Genomic DNA, 21831 nt, shown 5'->3' with positions numbered 1-21831 from the left:
TCCTGTAGTCGCTTTAACGTTCTAATCGCAACTGCTGTAAATTCCCGTCCAGTTGTAAATCCGTCTGTAGCGTTGCGATTTCCCGGCAGATAAACGCCATCTCTTTATGCGCCTCCAGCTTCTTGCGCCACTTTTCCGGTACCTCATCCAGACGGGCGTAAATCCCTTCCAGACTTTGAAAATCGGTCAGCAACTGCGCGGCGCTTTTCGGCCCAATACCGGCAACACCCGGAACCTTAGAGCTGCTGATGCCTGCCAGCCCCCAGTAATCCGGCAGTTGCTCAGGCGAGACCCCGAACTCACCGGCAATAAACGGCGCGTCCAGCCAGCGTTTTTGAAAATAGTCGCGAATGCGGACCGTCGGCGAGAGCAGCTGACAGTAGCCTTTGTCAGTTGAAACGATAGTGGCCTGATGCCCGGCGCTCGCTACCTTTACGGCCAGAGTGGCCGCGAGATCGTCGGCTTCATTTCCGTGTGCGCCCCAGCAGGGGACGCCGCGCTGTTCAAATGCCGCGCGTATCATGGGTAACTCTGCATGAAGATCGTCCGGCATCGGTGCGCGTCCGGCTTTGTAGTCGGGCAGACGCTGGTGTCGCCAGCCCGTGTTGCGGGCTTCGTCATCAAATACCGCGACCGCGTGGGTGGGTTCACTGTGGCGGATAAGCTGTTCCAGCGCGTGCAGGCAGGTGTCCTTACAGGGTGTGCCCTGTACCGCATGGATACGGCGAATCAGGTTGAGTGCATCGACGATAAGTAAATGAACGGCCACAGATAATCTCCCTTCTATCTAATGCGTGAAGGGTAACACTGTCAGCAGCATGAAACTATGAATGGAGGGGAAAACAGGAAGAAGCCTCGCAAAACGAGGCTTCCTGAGAAGCTTAATCGCAGGTCACGATCTTCATCGCCAGGCCACCGCGTGAGGTCTCGCGGTATTTGGCGTTCATATCTTTACCCGTTTCGTACATGGTTTCGATAACTTTATCGAGACAGACGCGCGGTTCGCTGGTGCGGCGCAGCGCCATACGTGCCGCGTTCACCGCCTTCACGGAGGCAATCGCGTTACGTTCGATGCACGGTACCTGCACCTGTCCGGCGACCGGGTCGCAGGTCAGCCCCAGGTTATGCTCCATGCCGATTTCAGCCGCAATGCACACCTGAGCCGGGCTTGCGCCCAGCAGCTCAGCCAGACCCGCCGCCGCCATGGAGCAGGCTACGCCGACTTCACCCTGACAGCCCACTTCCGCACCGGAAATGGAGGCGTTCATTTTATACAGTGAGCCAATCGCGCTGGTGACCAGCATATAGCGCGCCAGTGAGTTTGCGTTCACTTCGCGGATAAACTTGTCGTAGTACGCCAGCACCGCCGGAACGATACCGCACGCACCGTTGGTGGGTGCGGTAACAACGCGGCCGCCCGCGGCGTTCTCTTCGTTTACCGCCAGCGCGAACATGTTGATCCAGTCCACCACAGCCATCGGGTCAGTCGTGGTTTTGTCGGTGCTCACCAGCATACGGCGCAGCGCTGCCGCACGGCGTGGTACGCGCAGTTTACCTGGCAGGACGCCTTCAGTAGTGATCCCGCGCTCGATACCACTGCGCATCACGTCCCAGACGTTTGCAAAGTGCTGTTCCAGCTCTTCTTTGCTGTGCAGCGCCAGTTCGTTTTTCATCATCAGGCCGGAAAGGGACAGGCCTGTCTCCTGGCAGTGACGCTGCAAATCCGCCGCGTTTTTGTACGGATAAGGCACGTCAACAGCGGAAGTGTTGGTTTGACCAAAGTGGTCTTCGTCGACAATAAAACCGCCGCCGATAGAGTAATACGTCTGGCTGTATACCGCTTTGTCGCCCGCCAGCGCGGTAATGCGCATGCCGTTTTCGTGCAGCGACAGGTTGTCCGCATGGAAATTCATGCAGTGGTCAACCGGGAATTCAACCTCGTGCTCGCCGTTCGCCAGCAGCAGGCGACCGTGGGTGTTTACGTCCTGGATGAAGCCAGGGATCGCATCAATATCAACGGTATCCGGCAGGTTACCCGCCAGGCCCATGATAATGGCGATATCGGTATGGTGGCCTTTACCGGTCAGGGAAAGGGAACCGTATACATCGACGACCACGCGGGTGATGTCGTGCAAGATGCCGCGTGCAATCAAGTCATCCGTGAATTGTTTACCGGCTTTCATTGGTCCGACGGTGTGAGAGCTGGAAGGACCAATACCGATTTTGAAAATATCGAATACGCTAATCATGATGCGTCCATTGCTATCAGTCAGAGGGGAGGAGTGCGCCGCCCGAGGACGGCGCTGGAGATATTAGCTGAACAGCGAGTAGAAAATGGCGGAGATGGCAATCAGACCCATAATCACAACGAATACGTTGCTGATATGGCCGCTGTATTTACGCATCGCAGGGACTTTCTGAATCGCGTACATCGGCATAAGGAACAGAATCATCGCGATAACCGGGCCGCCCAGGGTTTCAATCATGCCCAGGATGCTTGGGTTCAGGGTCGCTACCGCCCAGGTGGTGAGCAGCATGAACAGTGCAGTGATTTTGTTCAGCTTGTTGATTTCAATGCTCTTGCCTTTACCGCGCAGAGATTTAATCACCATACCGTTGAAGCCTTCACGTGCGCCCAGGTAGTGACCCAGGAAGGATTTGGTGATAGCGATAATCGCGATGATTGGCGCCATCCAGGCAATGACCGGTGCGTTAAAGTGGTTCGCCAGGTAAGACAGAATAGAGATGTTCTGCTCTTTCGCTGCCGCCAGATCCACCGGGGAGAGGCTCAGTACGCAGCTGAAGACGAAGAACATCACGGTCAGTACCATCATCACGTGAGCGCGCGCCAGGATGCTGGAGCACTTCTTCTCTGCGCCATTGCCGTACTCTTCGCGCTTCGCTACTGCGAAGGAGGAGATGATTGGCGAGTGGTTGAAGGAGAACACCATGACCGGAATGGCCAGCCACAGGGTCATCAGCAGGCCGTTACCGGTTGCGGATGCGCTGCTCAGGGACAGGGTTTCCAGCGCGGCACCGTTCCACTGCGGGATCAGGTAGCAGGCCAGTACCATCAGAGCAATAACGAACGGGAAGACCAGTACGCTCATTGCTTTCACAATCATCTGCTCACCGAAGCGCACGATGGTCATCATGCCGACGATCAGGATCAGAGACAGAATGGCGCGCGGTGGCGGCGTCATCTGCAGCTGGTGCGTCATGAAGCTTTCAACGGTGTTAGTGATCGCCACGCTGTAAACCAGCAGAATTGGGTAAATCGCGAAGAAGTAGAGCAGGGTAATCAGTTTACCTGCGCCGACGCCAAAGTGCTCTTCAACTACTTCAGTGATGTCTTCGCCCGGGTTTTTACCGGACAGCACGAAGCGGGTCAGGCCGCGGTGTGCAAAGAAGGTCATCGGGAAAGCGATGATAGCCATGATGATCAGCGGGATCAGACCGCCGACGCCTGCGTTGATAGGAAGGAACAGTACACCAGCGCCGATTGCTGTGCCGTAAAGGCCAAGCATCCACATGGTATCCGTTTTGCGCCAACCACTTCGGGAATCAATCGAAGCAACGGTGCTGGTTTGAGTGGTTTCCATCTGTATCTCCTGGAGGAAGCAAATTGTCAGGTTTTTAGTCAAATCCGATGAAAAAGTGCCTGACGGTAATATGAAATTCGTTCAGTGACGGTTTTTTAATAATTTTCACCCGTAACTGTTGGCGGGCGGAAAGATACATTTTCGTTATGAATCCTTCAGTGATCCTGATCCCAATTGCAATAATCCACTCTCTATGTGGGCATGTTTAGACCATTTATCTGTCAAAAAAACGTCAAAGAGAATTTACGGGCGCGAAGGCTACCATTAACGACATGTAGCTTGAAAGGCTGGCCCGCGAGTTAGGAGGGTTACGCTGTAAAGAAATGGGTTTTTAGGATTTTCTGGCAGGTAATTTAGATTAAGGCTGATATTTTACGGTTCCGAAAACGAGGTAATCGTTTGCGTGGGGGTGAAAGATATAAATAACATAAATGATGTCTATGAATTGCATCAGTAATAAAAAAGCCGGACCCTGATGGACAGGATCCGGCTTTAAAAGCGCAGGGTGAAATCTTATTTGATGATTTCGTAGCAAGGAATATAGGCCGAGCCCGGCAGCTTCATGCGGTGCTGTGCGACAAAGCCCTGCAGCATGTCATCCATGCGACGCATCATCTCCGGGTCACCGTGGATCTTATACGGCCCAAATTCTTCAATGGCGCGGATCCCCACCTCTTTCACGTTACCCGCCACAATGCCGGAGAAGGCGCGGCGCAGATCGGCTGCCAGCACTTCCACTGGCTGATCGGGATAGAGCTTCAGGTTCGCCATATTTTCATGCGAAGGTTCAAACGGGATCTGCAGATCCGGCGCGATGCGGATTGACCAGTTAAAGCTGTAAGCATCCCCGGTATCACGACGGTTCTCTTTCACCAGTGGCATTGCTTTCTTCATCTGGCGAGCCACTTCTGCGGCATCGTCAATGATGATGCGATAGTGACGACGCGCGGCTTCACCCAACGTGTGCACGATAAATTCGTCCAGTACGCGGAAGTAGTCTGCGCTCTCTTTCGGCCCGGTCAGGATCAGCGGCAGAACCTGATCTTTGTTGGCCGGGTTCATCAAAATACCCAGCAGATAAAGCAGCTCTTCCGCCGTGCCCACGCCGCCCGGGAAGATGATAATGCCGTGAGCGATACGGACAAACGCCTCAAGACGTTTCTCGATATCCGGCATGATAATCAGTTCGTTAACCAGCGGGTTAGGCGGCTCAGCCGCGATGATGGACGGCTCGGTCATACCGATAAAACGTCCTTCTTTATAGCGCTGCTGCGCATGTCCCACTGCGGCACCTTTCATTGGCGCTTCCATCGCGCCCGGACCACAGCCGGTACAGATATTCAATTCGCGCAGGCCAAGCTGGGTGCCTACCCGACGCGCATACAGGTATTCGGTCTCGTTAATGGAGTGGCCGCCCCAGCAGACGACCATGTTCGGTGCTTCGCCCACGTGCAGGGCACGGGCGTTACGCAGAATCGAGAACACCAGGTTGGTGATATGGACCGAGCTTTCCAGGTCGAGATGCTGGAAACGGCCAGCGTTGTGGATCTGCCCGTTAACGAACAGAATGTCGCGCAGCACGGCAAACAGGTTGGCCTGCAGAGAGCGAATAATGCGCCCGTCGACAAAGGCGTCTTCCGGCGGGTTGATGACTTCAAGCTTCACGCCACGCTCGCGGCGCAGCACGTTGATGTCAAAGCTTTCGAAGCGAGACAGCAGTTCTTTACTGTTGTCGGTCAGGCTTCCGGAGTTCAGTACGGCAAGTGAACAGTTACGAAACAGTTGATAGAGATCGCTACTGGCCGTGCGTTTAAGCATGTCCACTTCCAGCTGCGACAACATATCCATTGAGCCAAGCGGGCTAATATGTGTAATCAAGTGAGCTCCTTACGGGACGATTATCGTCTTTCCCTGTTGATTACAATAGCCCTGGCGCGTGACGTTTCACAACCTAAAGCGCGGAAGATACCGCGCATATTGTGAAAATATTTATATTATTGACGCACCAGACGGCCCGTTGCAGGCACAAAATCGGTGTTGGTACGCCACGGGTTGATGTCCAGTCCACCACGGCGGGTGTAGCGCGCATAAACGCTCAGCTTTTCTGGCTGGCAGAAACGCATAATGTCGTTAAAGATGCGCTCCACGCACTGCTCGTGGAATTCGTTGTGATGGCGGAACGACACCAGGTAGCGCAGCAATTTTTCCCGGTCGATTTTCGGCCCGCGATACTGGATCTGCACCGAGCCCCAGTCTGGCTGGTGAGTGATCAGGCAGTTAGACTTCAGCAGATGGCTCACCAGCGTCTCTTCAACCACCTTCCCGCTTGCCGCGTTTTCGAGGTAGTCGGTACTGAACTCATAGCTTTCAACTTCAATGTCCTGATCGTCAATGCAGGCACCGTTAAAGTGGGCGATAGGCTGCCCTTCCAGCTCATTCAGGCGATACAGCGATACGGCAACGTTTCCTTGTGCACAGGCGCGTAAATCCCGCTCCAGCGTAGCCTGGACGTCTTCCCAGCTGTTGAATGTTGTCTGGTTAAAACTGTTGAGATAAAGCTTGAAGCTTTTGGACTCGACAAGGTTAACGCTGGCGTAATCCAGCTCCACATGGCCGACGGCCACCTGCGGCAGCCCGCGCGCGTTAAGCCAGGAGAGTTCGTACAGCGTCCAGATGTCGCCGCCGACAAACGGCAGCGCGTCCGCGTGTAACCCAAGCGGGTCGCGGTTCAGGCTGCGGGGCACGCCCTGCAGCAGGCTTGCATCGTAGGTGTCGCGGTAATCGGTCGATTTACCCAGCGTTAAGCCGATTAACGCCTGATGATTTTCGTAAGACATGTTTCATAGCCACTTTACAGGTACACTTATGGCCTGAGTTTATCCTGTCTTACAAGAAGAGAGAAATCGGTGGATATCGAAACTGCAAATGCCCTGACGACCTTCACGACCCGCTATTGCGATGCATGGCATGAAAAACAGGGGAAGTGGCCGCAAAGCGCTGATTTATATGGCGTACCCTCGCCGTGCATTATCTCTTCGCTCGACGATTACGTTATCTGGCAGCCGAAACCCTTTGCAGGCGAGCAAAATGTAAATGCGGTTGAACGGGCAATGGACATTGTGGTACAACCAGCGGTTCACGCGTTTTATACCGCGCAGTTTGCAGGGGATATGCCTGCGCGCTTTGCCGATATTCCGCTGACGCTGTTGCAGACCTGGAGCGAAGACGATCTGCAGCGTGTACAGGAAAACCTGATTGGTCACCTGGTCACGCAAAAGCGCCTTAAGCTTTCTCCGACGCTCTTTATTGCCACGCTGGACAGCGAACTGGATGTTATCTCCGTCTGCAACCTGTCCGGTGAAGTGGTTAAAGAGACGATCGGTACCCGCAATCGCGAGACTCTCGCCCCCTCTCTTGCGGATTTCCTCACCCAACTTGAGCCACTTCTGTAATCCATGATGCTACGGCGCGTGTGAGAGATCTCTTACAAGGTTTGTGAGAGATCGCTGGATCATTCAGTATTACCTCATTTAATTAAGATTAATATTACGCTGTTTTTCAATGGATTACTTGTTCATCGCATCGTTTTTAGGGATTCCTGACGTCTTACAGCGCTCACGAGGTGGGTTGTAAGACGAAGCGGAATAGCGGATTCTATCTCCGTCGACAGGAAGCCGACACGAGAAACGAACATCAGGATGATGGCGTTTCTTACTCAGGACTCGTCAGGATGGCGCTGCAGGAAGGCTTCAGGATGGCGCTGCAGGAAGGCTTCAGGATGAAGCAAAGTGGATCGCGCAGGATGCGTAAAGGACACCTCCAGGAAGGAGAACGAGAGCCGGTCAGGATGGTCGGTGGGTCAGGACGGCCAGGACGTTTCAGGATGAAACAATCACGTCAGGATGATGTGAGCAGGATGCGAAAGGTAGACGGATGACCGGGCCTTCGGGCTTCAGGAAAAGTTGTCACGGATGAGCAGGGAGCACGAATTGTAGCTGGAATGCTGCGGAACGAACCGGGAGCACTGTTTTTACAGTGCTCCCTTTTTTATTTCTGCGTTCTGCAATGCTATGCTGCGCGCCGTTCAGTTTTTCAGTTGAGGTGACTATGACGCAACACGATAGCGTTCGTGCCCAGTTGCACGCCATCGAAGCACTCTTGCGCCAACATCAGCTGTGGCAGGAGATCGCGCCGCAGCCAGAAGCATTCGCAAGTACCCAGCCATTCTGCCTGGATAAGCTGGCTCCCTTTGAGTGGCTGCAGTGGGTATTGATTCCGCGCATGCACGCTCTGCTGGACGGTGGTCATCCGCTGCCGCAGGCATTTGCCGTCTCTCCCTATTATGAAATGGCGCTGGAAGCGACCCATCCCGCCCGCGAGGTTATGCTGGTTGAGTTAGAACGTCTGGATGCGCTCTTTGCCGGTGACGATGCATGACGCTTGAGATCCTCTATCAGGATGAGTGGCTGGTGGCAGTCAACAAGCCGTCAGGCTGGCTGGTGCACCGCAGCTGGCTCGATCGCGATGAGAAAGTGGTGGTGATGCAGACCGTTCGCGACCAGATTGGTCAGCATGTATTTACCGCCCATCGTCTGGATCGTCCAACCTCCGGCGTACTGCTGATGGGGCTTTCCAGCGAGGCGGGACGTCGGCTTTCGCAGCAGTTTGAACAGCATCAGATGCAAAAGCGCTACCACGCGATTGTGCGCGGCTGGCTGACGGAAGCCGCCACGCTCGATTATCCGCTGGTGGAGGAACTGGATAAAATCGCCGATAAATTTGCCCGTGATGATAAAGGCCCGCAGCCAGCGGTGACGGATTATCGCGGCATGGCGACGACCGAAATGCCGGTGGCGACCAGTAAGTTTCCGACCACACGCTACAGCCTGGTTGAGCTTTTGCCTAAAACCGGGCGCAAGCACCAGCTTCGCCGCCACCTTGCGCATCTGCGCCACCCAATTATTGGCGACAGCAAGCACGGTGATTTGCGCCAGAACCGCAGCGCGGCCGAACATTTTGGCTGCCATCGCCTGATGCTGCACGCCAGTGAGTTAAGCCTGACGCACCCGTTCACCGGCGAACCGCTGACTATCCGCGCGGGGCTGGATGACGTCTGGATGCAGGCGCTGTCACAATTTGGCTGGCTGGGGCAACTCCCCGAAAATGAAAGGGTTGAGTTTGTATCAGGCAACGTTCAGGATGAACAGCAAGCGCAATAATTAAGGGAGCAAAGCATGGCTGAAGTAGGCATTTTTGTCGGCACAATGTACGGCAACTCGCTGCTGGTAGCGGAAGAAGCTGAGGCAATACTCGCCAGCCAGGGCCATAAAGCCACGGTCTATGAAGACCCGGAACTGGCAGACTGGGAAAAGTATCAAGATAAATACATTCTGGTGGTGACCTCTACGACCGGGCAGGGCGACCTGCCGGACAGCATCGTGCCGCTGTTCCAGGGCATTAAAGACCAGCTTGGCTATCAGCCGAACGTGCACTACGGCATCATTGCCCTGGGTGACAGCTCTTACGCCAACTTCTGCGGCGGCGGTAAACAGTTCGATGCCCTTTTGCAGGAGCAGAGCGCCCAGCGCGTCGGCGAGATGCTGCTGATTGACGCAGGCGAACACCCGGAGCCAGAAAGCGAATCAAACCCGTGGGTTGAGCACTGGGCAACGCTGCTCAAATAGTTTTGTAGTTTGTAGGCCGGGTCAGGTGAAGCCGCCACCCGGCAACAAAGCCGCACGAAAACCTCAATTCCGTGAACCATCTTCCACTGCTTTGGGCTTATGCCCCAAACCACGTCTCACTCTCCCTTCAATGTTGTGTCGATGCACGGTGAGGAAGAGCTCCACTCCTTCATATACTTTTCCCGTCAGTTACCCAATAAGGCAGCGCTTCACCATAAAACGGCCTTCAGCCGTACCAATACTGCCGAACACTTATCTCTCATTCTGATTACCCTACAGGTGCTGTACAGAATGAACCAGGCGAAAGCTATGATTCAGGAGTGCAACTATGAGTTCATTAAGCCAGGCGGCGAGCAGCGCAGAAAAGCGCACTAACGCTCGCTACTGGATAGTGGTGATGCTGTTTATCGTCACATCCTTCAACTACGGTGACCGCGCCACGCTGTCGATTGCTGGTTCTGAGATGGCAAAAGATATCGGACTTGATCCGGTCGGCATGGGTTACGTTTTCTCTGCGTTTTCATGGGCCTATGTCATCGGCCAAATTCCTGGCGGCTGGCTGCTTGACCGCTTTGGCTCAAAACGGGTCTATTTCTGGTCCATCTTTATCTGGTCGATGTTTACCCTGCTGCAGGGTTTCGTCGATATCTTCAGCGGCTTCGGCATTATCGTTGCGCTCTTCACGCTGCGCTTCCTGGTAGGGTTAGCGGAAGCGCCTTCCTTCCCGGGTAACAGCCGCATTGTCGCAGCCTGGTTCCCGGCACAGGAGAGGGGAACCGCGGTCGCGATTTTCAACTCCGCACAATACTTCGCCACGGTGATCTTCGCGCCAATCATGGGCTGGCTGACGCATGAGGTGGGCTGGTCACACGTCTTCTTCTTCATGGGGGGGCTTGGGATCGTCATCAGCTTTATCTGGCTGAAAGTGATCCATGAACCCAATCAACACCCGGGCGTGAACAAGAAGGAGCTGGAGTACATCGCTGAAGGCGGAGCGCTGATCAACATGGATCAGAAATCCGCAAAAGCAAAAGTCCCGTTCAGCCAGAAATGGGCGCAGATCAAACAGCTCGTTGGCTCGCGCATGATGATCGGTATCTATCTGGGCCAGTACTGCATCAACGCCTTAACCTACTTCTTCATCACCTGGTTCCCGGTTTATCTGGTACAGGCTCGCGGTATGTCGATTCTGAAAGCGGGGTTTGTCGCTTCGATCCCGGCCATCTGCGGCTTCGTGGGCGGCGTGCTCGGCGGGGTGATTTCCGACTGGCTGATGCGCCGCACCGGCTCGCTGAATATCGCGCGTAAAACGCCTATCGTGCTCGGGATGCTGCTCTCCATGACCATGGTGTTCTGTAACTACGTGAGCGCTGAGTGGATGATTATCGGCTTTATGGCGATGGCCTTCTTCGGCAAAGGCATTGGCGCGCTGGGCTGGGCAGTGATGGCGGATACCGCGCCAAAAGAGATCAGCGGCCTGAGCGGCGGTCTGTTCAACATGTTCGGCAATATTTCGGGGATTGTTACGCCAATCGCTATCGGCTACATCGTCGGCACCACCGGCTCCTTTAACGGTGCGCTGATTTACGTAGGGGTGCATGCGCTGGTGGCGGTGCTGAGTTACCTGGTGCTGGTCGGCGATATCAAACGCGTCGAACTTAAACCTGTAGGGGAGCGTGGATGATGACAACGCAATCAAGCCCCGTCGTCACTGAGATGAAGGTCATCCCGGTGGCCGGACAGGACAGCATGCTGCTCAATATTGGCGGCGCGCATAACGCCTGGTTTACCCGCAATATCGTGGTACTGACCGACAGCGCGGGGAATACCGGCGTTGGCGAAGCGCCGGGCGGAGAGGTGATTTACCAGACGCTGGTTGATGCCATTCCACAGGTGGTGGGCCAGGAAGTGGCTCGTCTGAACAAAGTGGTTCAGCGGGTGCATAAGGGTAACCAGTCTGCTGACTTTGATACCTTCGGAAAAGGTGCCTGGACGTTTGAACTGCGCGTCAACGCGGTTGCCGCGCTGGAAGCCGCTCTGCTCGATTTGCTCGGTAAGGCGCTGAATGTCCCGGTCTGCGAACTGCTGGGCCCAGGCAAACAGCGCGATGCGGTGACGGTGCTGGGATACCTGTTCTACGTTGGCGATCGTACTAAAACCGATCTGCCTTATCTGGAACGTTCGCCGGGCAACCATGAGTGGTATCACCTGCGCCATCAGGAGGCGCTGACCGGCGAGGCGGTGGTGCGTCTGGCGGAAGCCGCACAGGACCGCTACGGCTTTAAGGATTTCAAACTGAAAGGCGGTGTGCTGCCCGGCGAGCAGGAAATTGAAACTGCCCGCGCGCTGAAAAAGCGTTTCCCCGATGCGCGGATCACCGTTGACCCGAACGGCGCATGGTTACTGGATGAAGCCATCTCGCTGTGTAAAGGTCTGGGCGATGTACTGACCTACGCGGAAGATCCGTGCGGTGCCGAGCAGGGTTTCTCTGGTCGTGAAGTGATGGCCGAGTTCCGCCGCGCCACCGGGCTGCCGGTCGCTACCAATATGATCGCCACCAACTGGCGTGAAATGGGGCACGCGGTCATGCTCAATTCGGTGGATATTCCGCTGGCTGACCCGCACTTCTGGACGCTGTCCGGCGCGGTGCGCGTGGCGCAGCTGTGCGACGACTGGGGGCTGACCTGGGGCTGTCACTCCAACAACCATTTCGACATTTCGCTGGCGATGTTTACCCACGTTGGCGCGGCGGCACCGGGTAACCCGACCGCCATCGACACCCACTGGATTTGGCAGGAGGGGAAAGCCCGACTGACGAAAAATCCGCTGGAGATCAAAAACGGCAGCATTGCCGTACCGGATGCGCCGGGGCTGGGCGTGGAGCTTGACTGGGATCAGATCCACAAAGCGCACGAGGCGTATAAGAGGTTGCCAGGCGGCGCGCGTAACGACGCGGGCCCGATGCAGTACCTGATCCCCGGCTGGACATTTGACCGTAAGCGCCCTGTTTTTGGACGTCACTGATAAAAGGATTGAACCATGAGCACATTTTCTACCCCTGTAGTCACTTCCATGCAGATCGTTCCGGTTGCGGGCCATGACAGCATGCTGATGAATTTGAGCGGCGCGCATGCGCCGTTCTTTACCCGCAATATCGTGATTATCAAAGACAATTCCGGCCATACGGGCGTGGGCGAAATTCCGGGCGGGGAAAAGATCCGCAAAACGCTGGAGGACGCCATTCCGCTGGTGGTGGGGAAAACCCTCGGCGAATACAAAAATGTTCTCAATAGCGTGCGCAGCACCTTTGCGGACCGCGATGCGGGCGGGCGCGGGCTGCAAACCTTCGACCTGCGTACGACCATCCACGTGGTCACCGGTATTGAGGCGGCAATGTTGGATCTGCTTGGTCAGCATCTTGGCGTGAACGTTGCGTCCCTGCTGGGCGAGGGTCAGCAGCGCACCGAAGTGGAAATGCTGGGCTATCTGTTCTTTGTCGGCAACCGCAAACTGACGCCGCTGCCGTACCAGAGCCAGCCGGATGAGCACTGCGACTGGTACCGCGTTCGCCACGATGAAGCGATGACTCCTGACGCGGTGGTGCGTCTGGCCGAAGCCGCTTACGAAAAATATGGCTTCAACGACTTCAAACTGAAGGGCGGCGTACTGGCAGGGGAAGAAGAGGCGGAGGCCATTACCGCGCTGGCAAAACGTTTCCCGCAGGCGCGCGTCACGCTGGATCCGAACGGCGCATGGTCGCTTGATGAAGCGATTAAAATCGGTAAGCAGCTTAAAGGCGTGCTGGCCTACGCGGAAGATCCGTGTGGGGCCGAGCAGGGCTTCTCCGGGCGCGAGGTGATGGCCGAGTTTCGCCGCGCCACCGGTTTGCCAACGGCAACCAATATGATCGCCACCGACTGGCGCCAGATGGGGCATACCTTATCCCTTCAGTCCGTCGATATTCCGCTGGCGGACCCGCACTTCTGGACGATGCAGGGTTCGGTTCGCGTGGCGCAGTTGTGCCACGAGTTCGGCCTGACCTGGGGCTCGCACTCCAACAATCACTTCGACGTGTCGCTGGCAATGTTCACTCACGTTGCCGCTGCCGCGCCGGGCACGATCACCGCCATAGATACCCACTGGATCTGGCAGGAGGGCAATCAGCGTCTTACTAAGCAGCCGTTTGAAATCAAAGGCGGCATGGTGCAGGTGCCAACCACGCCGGGCCTGGGCGTTGAGCTGGATATGGACCAGGTGATGAAAGCCCACGAACTGTACCTGAAACACGGCCTGGGCGCGCGCGACGATGCGATAGCCATGCAGTATTTGATCCCGGACTGGACATTCGACAATAAACGTCCGTGCATGGTACGATAAACGCATTGGGACCGCTCCCATGAGCGGTCGTTTACGTGGTGTATGCTTAACGTAATGACTATGCGTAAGGATGGCTTATGAAAATTGTTATCGCACCGGACTCGTATAAGGAAAGTTTGAGTGCTCTTGAGGTAGCGACAGCGATAGAACGCGGCTTTCGCGAGATTTTTCCCTCGGCTAACTACGTAAAATTACCGGTTGCCGATGGGGGCGAAGGCACCGTTGAGGCGATGGTTGCGGCCACTCAGGGGCGAATCATTCATGTCCCGGTGACAGGTCCGCTGGGGGAGCCTGTCGAAGGGTTCTACGGGTTATCCGGTGACGATCAAAGCGCGTTTATTGAAATGGCGGCGGCGAGCGGTCTGGAGCTTGTGCCACCTTCGCAGCGCAACCCGCTGAAAACGACCTCGTGGGGAACCGGCGAGCTCATCCGTCATGCGCTGGACGCGGGCGTTAAGCATATCATTATTGGCATTGGCGGCAGTGCCACCAACGACGGCGGCGCGGGCATGGTCCAGGCGCTGGGCGCGAAATTGCTGGATGCCGCTCAGAAGCCTGTCGGACTCGGGGGCGGCGAACTTGCCACGCTGGCACATATTGACCTTACCGGTCTCGATAAACGGCTGAAAGCGTGCCGGATTGAGGTTGCCTGCGATGTCACCAACCCGTTAACGGGGGAGGAGGGAGCCACAGCGGTGTTTGGCCCGCAGAAAGGGGCGACGCCAGAGATGATTGTCACCCTGGACAACGCGCTTGCCCATTATGCGCAGGTTATCGCCCGCGATCTGGATATTGACGTTCTGAACCTGTCCGGCGGCGGCGCGGCGGGCGGCATGGGGGCCGCGCTATACGCCTTTTGCGGCGCTCAGCTGCGTCAGGGGATTGAGATCGTCACCGATGCCTTGCATCTCGCGAATCAGGTCGCCGATGCCGACTTAGTGATCACCGGTGAAGGCCGCATCGACAGTCAGACAATCCACGGTAAAGTGCCCGTTGGCGTGGCGAAAGTCGCAAAACGCTTTAACAAACCGGTTATCGGGATTGCGGGCAGCCTGACGGCGGATGTCGGTGTGGTACATGAGCACGGAATCGACGCCGTGTTTAGCGTGATTTACACCATCTGTTCACTGGAGGATGCGCTGGAAAATGCCAGCGAGAATGTCAGGATGGCCGCAAGAAATATCGCGGCGGCGCTGAAAGTGGGGCAGGGAATGTAGTTCTCCCTCTCCCTGTGGGCTGGAGGTTCCCCACAAAATAATGCCTGTACGGACGACCCCCTCTCCCTTGAGGGAGAGGGCTGGGGTGAGGGGGAACATACGGCTCTGGTGGTCATTCCGTTCACTTTATGTTCCTTGCTACTTTGCAACGTCATGACCGGTGAACGTGCCAGGGTGGCTCAGTCGCCACCACCCTGGCGACCCGGGCTCCCGGCGGTAAATCGCCGCTTCGCGGTGCCCTCGGCTTATTCCTTCCGGCTTATCGGGGACGGGCGGAGGTAACGTCCATGTAAAGCCCGCCCTCTCGGCGCATCCCTGCGCCTCGCCCCGGCCGGAAGGCAAACGCCTCAGCGATTTACAGCCGGACCAGGGCATCGCTGAAAGCCTCAGTCGTTCTGAAACAACGTTATTGCTTCTGTTTAAAATTACTGGGGATTCCTGAGCCCTGTGGGGGCGGGGTGAGGGCATCAGGCCGCATCCGCAATTGTAGGCCCGGTAAGCGTAGCGCCACCGGGCTTTTATATCAGCTCCCCAACACCTTCATCGCTTCCCGCGTCACGTTATCCATTTCATCCAGCAGCTCCAGAAATTCGGGTTCAAGCTCGGATTCTGGCGTACCGGCGCGTAACTGTTGCTCCAGCAACTGACAAAGGTTCTTCAACCGCGGCACCCCGCTATAGCCGCAGCTGCCGTGCAGCTTGTGGATGGCTTCCAGCAGTTCTTCAGGGTTTTCTCCCACCAGCTGTTCTTCAACTTTATTACGGATTTCCGGCAGGAAGGCGACCAGCATTTGCAACATGTCGCGGGCTAAATCGGTTTTCCCAGCCGCCTGGCGCAGCGCCAGTGACCAGTCGAAGGTGGCATTCTGGTTGACGCTAATCTCCGGCGATTCTGCTGCAACCGTGTACGTCCCGCCAATATGCCCTGGTTTGTAGCGCACCAGCAGGCTATGCAGTTTCTCTTCGTCGATAGGCTTGGCCAGATAATCATTCATCCCGGCGCTCAACAATTTTTCTTTCTGTCCGGCCATGGCGTGCGCGGTCACCGCAATCACCGGCGTTTGCTGCTGATGCGGGAGCTGGCGGATAAGCTCGCAGGCGCGAATACCGTCCATACCCGGCATCTGAATATCCATCAGAATCAAATCGAACTGCATTTGTTTAGCCTGTTCCACTGCCTGAGCACCGCTGGTACACAGTTCCACGTGCTGAACCTGATCCTCCAGCAGCACGCCAATCAGCTTCAGGTTTGCCGGGTTATCGTCCACCGCCATCACGCTCATCGGCAGCTTTTGCTCGTCGCTGACGAGCGGCAGCGCGTGCTGGCTCAGACGACAGTATTCGGTGAGCGCTGGCAGCAGGCGTGTGGCCGTGAGCGGTTTGAGCAGGCAGGCGGCAGCCCCGTCGTTTTTTAACTCTTCGGCGTTAATTTGTGCATGGCAAGGCAGGGCCAGCAGCAGGTAATCGGTCATGGATGCCGCTTTCGCCAGGCGCTCCTGCTGCATGGTCAGTTCGCCCGTAAAGGTCACCGGGATCCCCATCAGCAGGATATCGTAGTGCTCAACGGCAAGCGCAGAGAAGGTCGGACTGTAGACAACCTCCAGCGGCGTGGTGCTTAACACGTCCAGCGTGCACTGTGCCGCTGCGGCATTTGGCTCAACGTAGGCCAGACGCATCCCTTTCAGGCAGTCGGTCACTGGCCCATCAGTCATGACGTTCGGGTTGAGATCGAGATTGATATGGAACCAGAAGGTCGAACCCCGGTTAGGCTGGCTGTGGAAGGAGATATCGCCGCCCATCTCTTTTACCAGTTTTTGGGTGATCACCAGCCCCAGGCCGGTCCCCCCGTGGCGGCGGGAAATGCTGGCGTCCGCCTGACGGAATGCCTGGAACAGACGCGACTGATCGCGCTCCGGTATGCCGATACCGGTATCGCGGATCTGCACCTCAATCTGTACCTTGTTATTACTGAGCGCCCGTTTTTCGACAAGAATGTCGATATTGCCGCTCTCGGTAAACTTGATCGCGTTACCCACCAGATTGGTGATGACCTGCTGCAGACGCAGCGGGTCACCAATGACGTTATCCGGCACATCGTTTTTGATATTGAGCGTCAGCTCCAGCCCCTTATCGTGTGACGAATGTGCAAGCAGCGTCACCACTTCATCCAGCGTGCCGCGCAGCGGGAACGGAATACTCTCGAGGATCAGCTTGCCCGCCTCCAGCTTCGAGAAGTCCAGCACATCGTTAATGATCGCCAGCAGGTTGTTGGCCGAACGTTCGATAGTGTGCAGGTGGTCGCGCTGGGTGGGGTTAAGCTCGCTTTTCAGCGTCAGACGGGTAAAGCCGATCACGCCGTTCAGCGGGGTTCTCAGCTCGTGTGACATATTGGCAAGGAATTCGGATTTAATGCGCGCGGCTTCCTGGGCGCGTTTTTTCGCCAGATCCAGCTCGACGTTCTGGATCTCCATTTGCTCCAGCGTTTCGCGCAGGTCGGAGGTGGCCTGGTCAACGTTGTGCTGCATCTCTTCATGATACGCCGCCAGCGACATCGCCATTGAGTTGATGCCGTTTTTCAGCATATCCAGCTCGCCCAACATAAACCCTTCCACGCGGCTGTCGAGCTGGCCGCGACGGATACGGTCAACGGTGTTGACCATGTTTCGAATCGGCCCCGTCACATCACGCATCAGTCGCCAGCCGAAAATCAGCGCAATGCCGATACAGAAGAGCATCATCACGCCGGAGATAAATATTTCTTTGTACTGCTGCAGCCGGACTGACTTGAGATCCAACTCCAGCGCCACATATCCCAGCATGTTGTTGCTGGATTTGGCTTCAGACTGAGCGGATTCATCGGGAGAATAGCTCTCGGAGATGATTGGCGTGCGCAGGATCATAATATCCCCTCGCCGCAATACGGTGAGATGACGCGGGAACGGCGTGCCGTCAGAAATTTTCAGGGACGTCGGGTCAAGGTGAAAATTCGAGGTAACAAACAGACGGTTGTTTTCATCATAAACGGAGATAGCCCGCACGATGTCCGAGTGACGACGATGCAGGACGCTAATTAACTGACCAATGGATTCCCGGTTTTGCAGGTTCATCCCGTACTCGCTGGAGACCGCCAGCGGTTCGATAATGCTGGCTCCGGCGTCTTCCAGCTGTCGCTGCAAATCGTTATAGCGATGCACCACAAAGAAGATACTCAGCAGCAAACCGATCAATACGGTGGGGGCGAGGATCAAAATCATCATGCGTGCACGCAGGCTGTAGTTGGTCATGGCGTTCCGTTATGGGACAATTAGGACAATTATGTTTATATGTGAGAAAAATCTCAGCGATGGCGCAATTCTACTCTGCAAAGCGACGCGTGACGACGCGTCAGATCATAACTGTTGAAGCCACGGACCTCGATTCCTTTGGTCAGGGGGTGGCGCGGCACAACGGTAAGACACTGTTTATAACAGGTTTGCTGCCATCAGAACGAGCAGAAATTACGCTGACGGAAGATAAACGCCAGTACGCGCGCGGCCAGGTAAAGCGCCGACTGAGCGATAGCCCGGAACGCGAAGTGCCTCGCTGCCCCCATTTTGGCGTCTGCGGGGGCTGCCAGCAACAGCATGCCAGCGTAGTTTTACAGCAAAAAAGTAAAAGCAGCGCGCTGGCGCGTCAGCTTAAGCACGAGGTTAACGAGATTATCGCCGGGCAGCCCTGGGGCTACCGTCGGCGCGCGCGCCTGAGCCTCAGTTATCAGCCAAAAACCGAGCGGCTGGAGATGGGGTTTCGTAAAGCCAGCGCCAGCGATATCGTGGATATAAAGCAGTGCCCTGTTTTGGTGCCCCAACTTGAGGCATTGCTCCCTGATGTGCACCAGTGTCTGTCCGGGCTCGAGGGTGTACGCCATCTCGGGCACGTGGAACTGGTTCTGGCTAACAACGGCCCGCTGATGGTGCTGCGCCATACTGCGCCGCTGTCCGAAAAAGATCGCGAAAAACTGGAACGCTTTTCGCATTCCCACAAGCTTGCGCTTTTCCTGGCACCACAAAGCGAGATACTTGAGCAGGTTACGGGAGAGGCTCCCTGGTACGCGTCAAACGGGCTACGCTTAACGTTCAGCCCGCGGGATTTCATCCAGGTCAATGACGGCGTGAATCAGCAGATGATTGAAAAAGCGCTGGACTGGCTGGATATCCAGCCGACCGACCGGGTGCTCGATCTCTTCTGCGGTATGGGGAATTTCACGCTGCCCCTGGCGCAGAAAGCGGCAAACGTGGTGGGTGTGGAAGGCGTTGAGGCGCTGGTCGCCAAAGGACAGGAAAACGCCCTACAGAATGGCTTGCAAAATGTGACATTTTTTCATCAAAACCTTGAGGAAGATGTGACTCAACAGCCGTGGGCAAAACAGGGCTTTGATAAAATTTTGCTCGACCCGGCACGTGCCGGTGCTCCGGGCGTAATGGCACATATTATTAAACTCGCGCCGAAGCGTGTGGTCTATGTTTCCTGTAACCCGGCGACGCTTGCCCGGGACAGCGAGGCATTAATCAGTGCGGGTTACCAGATTCAGCGTCTGGCAATGCTGGACATGTTCCCGCACACTGGACATCTGGAATCGATGGCGTTGTTTGAGCACATCTAATTTGTTTGGCTTGTCGACTTCGACAGGCCCTGGTCCCTAAAGGAGAGGACGATGGTTGCGGTAAGAAGTGCACATCTTAATAAAGCTGGTGAGTTTGACCCTCAAAAATGGATCGCAAGTCTGGGGATTTCCAGCCAGCAGTCGTGTGAACGCTTAACCGAAACCTGGGCCTATTGTCTGCGCACCACGCAGGGACATCCTGACGCCGAGCTGCTGCTGTGGCGCGGCATCGAAATGGTCGAAATTCTCTCCATGCTGAACATGGATATCGAAACGCTGCAGGCCGCGCTTCTGTTCCCGCTCGCCGATGCTGACGTGGTCAGCGAAGACGTGCTGGGTGACAGCGTCGGAACCTCCGTCGTCGCGCTGATCCACGGCGTGCGCGATATGGCGGCCATCCGCCAGCTTAAAGCTGCCCATACCGATTCCGTCTCCTCAGAACAGGTTGATAACGTCCGGCGAATGCTGCTGGCCATGGTGGATGACTTCCGCTGCGTGGTCATCAAGCTTGCCGAACGTATTGCGCACCTGCGTGAAGTGAAGGATGCGCCGGAAGACGAGCGCGTCCTTGCCGCCAAGGAGTGTACAAATATCTATGCGCCGCTGGCGAACCGCTTAGGTATCGGTCAGCTGAAATGGGAGCTGGAAGATTACTGCTTCCGCTATCTGCACCCGGCGGAATACAAGCGCATTGCCAAACTTCTGCATGAACGCCGTATCGATCGTGAACACTACATCGACGAGTTTGTCAGCGGGCTGCGTCAGTCAATGAAAGAAGAGAATGTGCGCGCCGAAGTCTACGGTCGACCTAAGCACATCTACAGCATCTGGCGCAAAATGCAGAAGAAACACCTTGCCTTTGACGAGCTGTTTGACGTTCGCGCCGTGCGTATCGTGGCGGAGCGTCTGCAGGACTGCTACGCCGCGCTGGGGATAGTACATACTCACTTCCGCCACCTGCCGGACGAGTTCGACGACTATGTGGCGAACCCGAAACCGAACGGCTACCAGTCTATTCATACCGTGGTGCTTGGCCCCGGCGGCAAAACGGTTGAGATCCAGATCCGCACCAAACAGATGCACGAAGACGCCGAGCTGGGCGTGGCCGCGCACTGGAAATACAAAGAGGGTACGTCCGGCGGGGCGCGTTCTGGCCACGAAGACCGCATCGCCTGGCTGCGTAAGCTGATTGCGTGGCAGGAAGAGATGGCTGATTCCGGCGAAATGCTCGATGAAGTGCGCAGCCAGGTCTTCGACGACCGGGTCTACGTCTTTACCCCGAAAGGGGACGTTGTCGACCTGCCCGCGGGCTCCACGCCGCTCGACTTCGCCTACCACATCCACAGTGATGTGGGGCACCGCTGCATCGGGGCGAAAATCGGTGGGCGTATTGTGCCGTTCACCTATCAACTGCAGATGGGGGACCAGATTGAGATCATCACCCAGAAGCAGCCCAACCCGAGCCGCGACTGGCTGAACCCGAACCTGGGCTATGTCACCACCAGCCGCGGGCGCTCCAAGATCCACGCCTGGTTCCGCAAGCAGGATCGCGATAAAAACATCCTTGCCGGTCGCCAGATCCTGGATGACGAACTGGAGCATGTGGGGATCAGCCTGAAAGAGGCGGAGAAATTCCTGCTGCCACGCTACAACTTCAACGAGCTTGACGAACTGTTAGCGGCCATTGGCGGCGGAGATATCCGTCTGAATCAGATGGTGAACTTCCTGCAGGCGCAGTTCAACAAGCCAAGTGCGGCGGAGCAGGATGCGGCAGCGCTGAAGCAGCTGCAGCAGAAAACCCATGCGCCGCAGCAGCGCAGCAAAGATAACGGCCGGGTGGTCGTGGAAGGCGTGGGCAATCTGATGCACCACATTGCCCGCTGCTGCCAGCCTATTCCAGGTGACGATATCGTCGGCTTTATCACTCAGGGGCGCGGGATTTCGATCCACCGTTCAGACTGTGACCAGCTTGCAGAGCTGCAGTCACATGCGCCGGAGCGCATCGTGGAAGCGGTCTGGGGCGAAAGCTACTCCGCCGGCTACTCGCTGGTGGTGCGCGTCACCGCCAATGACCGCAGCGGCCTGCTGCGCGACATCACGACCATTCTCGCCAACGAGAAGGTTAACGTGCTGGGCGTTGCCAGCCGCAGCGATACCCGCGAGCAGCTTGCCACCATCGATATGACCATCGAAATCTACAACCTGCAGGTGCTGGGCCGCGTGCTCGGCAAACTGAACCAGGTGCCGGATGTGATAGACGCGCGTCGTCTGCACGGCGGTTAACTGCACTTTCTTATGTAGGCCGGGTAA

General features: G+C 56.3%; 16 protein-coding genes. 10 read left to right on the top strand and 6 right to left on the bottom strand.

Translation table 11 applies throughout. The features are described 5' to 3' along the window. Window positions 1-13: 13 nt before the first annotated feature. The 5 genes from xni to queF form a co-directional block, all read right to left on the bottom strand. Window positions 14-769, bottom strand: coding sequence for a flap endonuclease Xni (gene xni, locus ACTJJA_RS15225; protein ID WP_253178984.1), 756 nt, complete (start codon window positions 767-769; stop codon window positions 14-16). Window positions 770-881: 112 nt separating this feature from the next. After that, the gene (locus tag ACTJJA_RS15220) at window positions 882-2249 is read right to left on the bottom strand and encodes an L-serine ammonia-lyase (RefSeq protein ID WP_440668582.1); all 1368 of its coding nucleotides are present in this window, start codon (window positions 2247-2249) and stop codon (window positions 882-884) included. Between the two features lie 63 nt (window positions 2250-2312). Next, on the bottom strand, window positions 2313-3602 hold the full coding sequence (locus ACTJJA_RS15215; RefSeq protein WP_010435092.1) for an HAAAP family serine/threonine permease: 1290 nt from the start codon (window positions 3600-3602) through the stop codon (window positions 2313-2315). Window positions 3603-4115: 513 nt separating this feature from the next. Beyond that, a complete protein-coding gene (gene ppnN, locus ACTJJA_RS15210) occupies window positions 4116-5480 on the bottom strand; it encodes a nucleotide 5'-monophosphate nucleosidase PpnN (protein ID WP_100166313.1) in 1365 nt (454 codons plus the stop codon). 116 nt (window positions 5481-5596) lie between these two features. Beyond that, window positions 5597-6439, bottom strand: coding sequence for an NADPH-dependent 7-cyano-7-deazaguanine reductase QueF (gene queF / locus ACTJJA_RS15205; protein WP_440668581.1), 843 nt, complete (start codon window positions 6437-6439; stop codon window positions 5597-5599). A gap of 69 nt (window positions 6440-6508) precedes the next feature. Here queF and syd point away from each other — a divergent pair, with 69 nt between their 5' ends. The 8 genes from syd (at window position 6509) to ACTJJA_RS15165 (ending at window position 14880) form a co-directional block, all read left to right on the top strand. Then, the gene (gene syd / locus ACTJJA_RS15200) at window positions 6509-7054 is read left to right on the top strand and encodes a SecY-interacting protein (RefSeq protein WP_440668580.1); all 546 of its coding nucleotides are present in this window, start codon (window positions 6509-6511) and stop codon (window positions 7052-7054) included. 655 nt (window positions 7055-7709) lie between these two features. Next, a complete protein-coding gene (locus tag ACTJJA_RS15195; protein ID WP_089601302.1) occupies window positions 7710-8039 on the top strand; it encodes a YqcC family protein in 330 nt (109 codons plus the stop codon). Further along, entirely contained in the window at window positions 8036-8821 is a 786-nt protein-coding gene (gene truC, locus ACTJJA_RS15190; protein ID WP_440668579.1) for a tRNA pseudouridine(65) synthase TruC, read from the top strand. Before ACTJJA_RS15195 ends, truC begins: the two co-directional genes overlap by 4 nt. 15 nt (window positions 8822-8836) lie before the next feature. Then, on the top strand, window positions 8837-9286 hold the full coding sequence (locus ACTJJA_RS15185) for a flavodoxin (RefSeq protein ID WP_221551397.1): 450 nt from the start codon (window positions 8837-8839) through the stop codon (window positions 9284-9286). A gap of 328 nt (window positions 9287-9614) precedes the next feature. Further along, window positions 9615-10970 (top strand): galactarate/glucarate/glycerate transporter GudP, encoded by a 1356-nt coding sequence (gene gudP / locus ACTJJA_RS15180; protein WP_089601178.1) that lies wholly within the window; start codon window positions 9615-9617, stop codon window positions 10968-10970. After that, entirely contained in the window at window positions 10970-12310 is a 1341-nt protein-coding gene (locus ACTJJA_RS15175; RefSeq protein WP_440668777.1) for an enolase C-terminal domain-like protein, read from the top strand. The genes gudP and ACTJJA_RS15175 overlap by 1 nt, the downstream gene beginning before the upstream one ends. Window positions 12311-12325: 15 nt before the next feature. After that, the gene (gudD, locus tag ACTJJA_RS15170) at window positions 12326-13663 is read left to right on the top strand and encodes a glucarate dehydratase (protein WP_440668578.1); all 1338 of its coding nucleotides are present in this window, start codon (window positions 12326-12328) and stop codon (window positions 13661-13663) included. 77 nt (window positions 13664-13740) lie between these two features. Further along, window positions 13741-14880 (top strand): glycerate kinase, encoded by a 1140-nt coding sequence (locus ACTJJA_RS15165; RefSeq protein WP_440668577.1) that lies wholly within the window; start codon window positions 13741-13743, stop codon window positions 14878-14880. Window positions 14881-15403: 523 nt separating this feature from the next. Here the strand turns inward: ACTJJA_RS15165 and barA are convergent. Beyond that, window positions 15404-18163 carry a two-component sensor histidine kinase BarA gene (gene barA / locus ACTJJA_RS15160; RefSeq protein ID WP_440668576.1) on the bottom strand — a complete coding sequence of 920 codons (2760 nt, stop codon included), beginning with the start codon at window positions 18161-18163 and terminating at the stop codon, window positions 15404-15406. A gap of 59 nt (window positions 18164-18222) precedes the next feature. Here barA and rlmD point away from each other — a divergent pair, with 59 nt between their 5' ends. After that, window positions 18223-19521 carry a 23S rRNA (uracil(1939)-C(5))-methyltransferase RlmD gene (rlmD, locus tag ACTJJA_RS15155; protein WP_440668575.1) on the top strand — a complete coding sequence of 433 codons (1299 nt, stop codon included), beginning with the start codon at window positions 18223-18225 and terminating at the stop codon, window positions 19519-19521. Between the two features lie 51 nt (window positions 19522-19572). Further along, complete coding sequence (gene relA / locus ACTJJA_RS15150; RefSeq protein WP_440668574.1) at window positions 19573-21804, top strand: GTP diphosphokinase; 2232 nt, start codon at window positions 19573-19575, stop codon at window positions 21802-21804. The last annotated feature ends 27 nt before the right edge of the window (window positions 21805-21831 follow it).

Source organism: Enterobacter sp. 22452 (assembly GCF_052045065.1).
Taxonomy (GTDB): domain Bacteria; phylum Pseudomonadota; class Gammaproteobacteria; order Enterobacterales; family Enterobacteriaceae; genus Enterobacter; species Enterobacter mori.
This window is presented reverse-complemented; position numbering and strand designations above follow the sequence as displayed.

What these genes read in the sequence shown, in the direction of transcription:
- ACTJJA_RS15220 (WP_440668582.1), bottom strand. Translation starts at nt 2,249, where the DNA reads ATGATTAGCGTATTCGATATTTTCAAAATCGGTATTGGTCCTTCCAGC.
- ACTJJA_RS15215 (WP_010435092.1), bottom strand. Translation starts at nt 3,602, where the DNA reads ATGGAAACCACTCAAACCAGCACCGTTGCTTCGATTGATTCCCGAAGT.
- queF (WP_440668581.1), bottom strand. Translation starts at nt 6,439, where the DNA reads ATGTCTTACGAAAATCATCAGGCGTTAATCGGCTTAACGCTGGGTAAA.
- ACTJJA_RS15195 (WP_089601302.1), top strand. Translation starts at nt 7,710, where the DNA reads ATGACGCAACACGATAGCGTTCGTGCCCAGTTGCACGCCATCGAAGCA.
- truC (WP_440668579.1), top strand. Translation starts at nt 8,036, where the DNA reads ATGACGCTTGAGATCCTCTATCAGGATGAGTGGCTGGTGGCAGTCAAC.
- ACTJJA_RS15185 (WP_221551397.1), top strand. Translation starts at nt 8,837, where the DNA reads ATGGCTGAAGTAGGCATTTTTGTCGGCACAATGTACGGCAACTCGCTG.
- gudP (WP_089601178.1), top strand. Translation starts at nt 9,615, where the DNA reads ATGAGTTCATTAAGCCAGGCGGCGAGCAGCGCAGAAAAGCGCACTAAC.
- ACTJJA_RS15175 (WP_440668777.1), top strand. Translation starts at nt 10,970, where the DNA reads ATGACAACGCAATCAAGCCCCGTCGTCACTGAGATGAAGGTCATCCCG.
- gudD (WP_440668578.1), top strand. Translation starts at nt 12,326, where the DNA reads ATGAGCACATTTTCTACCCCTGTAGTCACTTCCATGCAGATCGTTCCG.
- ACTJJA_RS15165 (WP_440668577.1), top strand. Translation starts at nt 13,741, where the DNA reads ATGAAAATTGTTATCGCACCGGACTCGTATAAGGAAAGTTTGAGTGCT.
- barA (WP_440668576.1), bottom strand. Translation starts at nt 18,163, where the DNA reads ATGACCAACTACAGCCTGCGTGCACGCATGATGATTTTGATCCTCGCC.
- rlmD (WP_440668575.1), top strand. Translation starts at nt 18,223, where the DNA reads ATGGCGCAATTCTACTCTGCAAAGCGACGCGTGACGACGCGTCAGATC.
- relA (WP_440668574.1), top strand. Translation starts at nt 19,573, where the DNA reads ATGGTTGCGGTAAGAAGTGCACATCTTAATAAAGCTGGTGAGTTTGAC.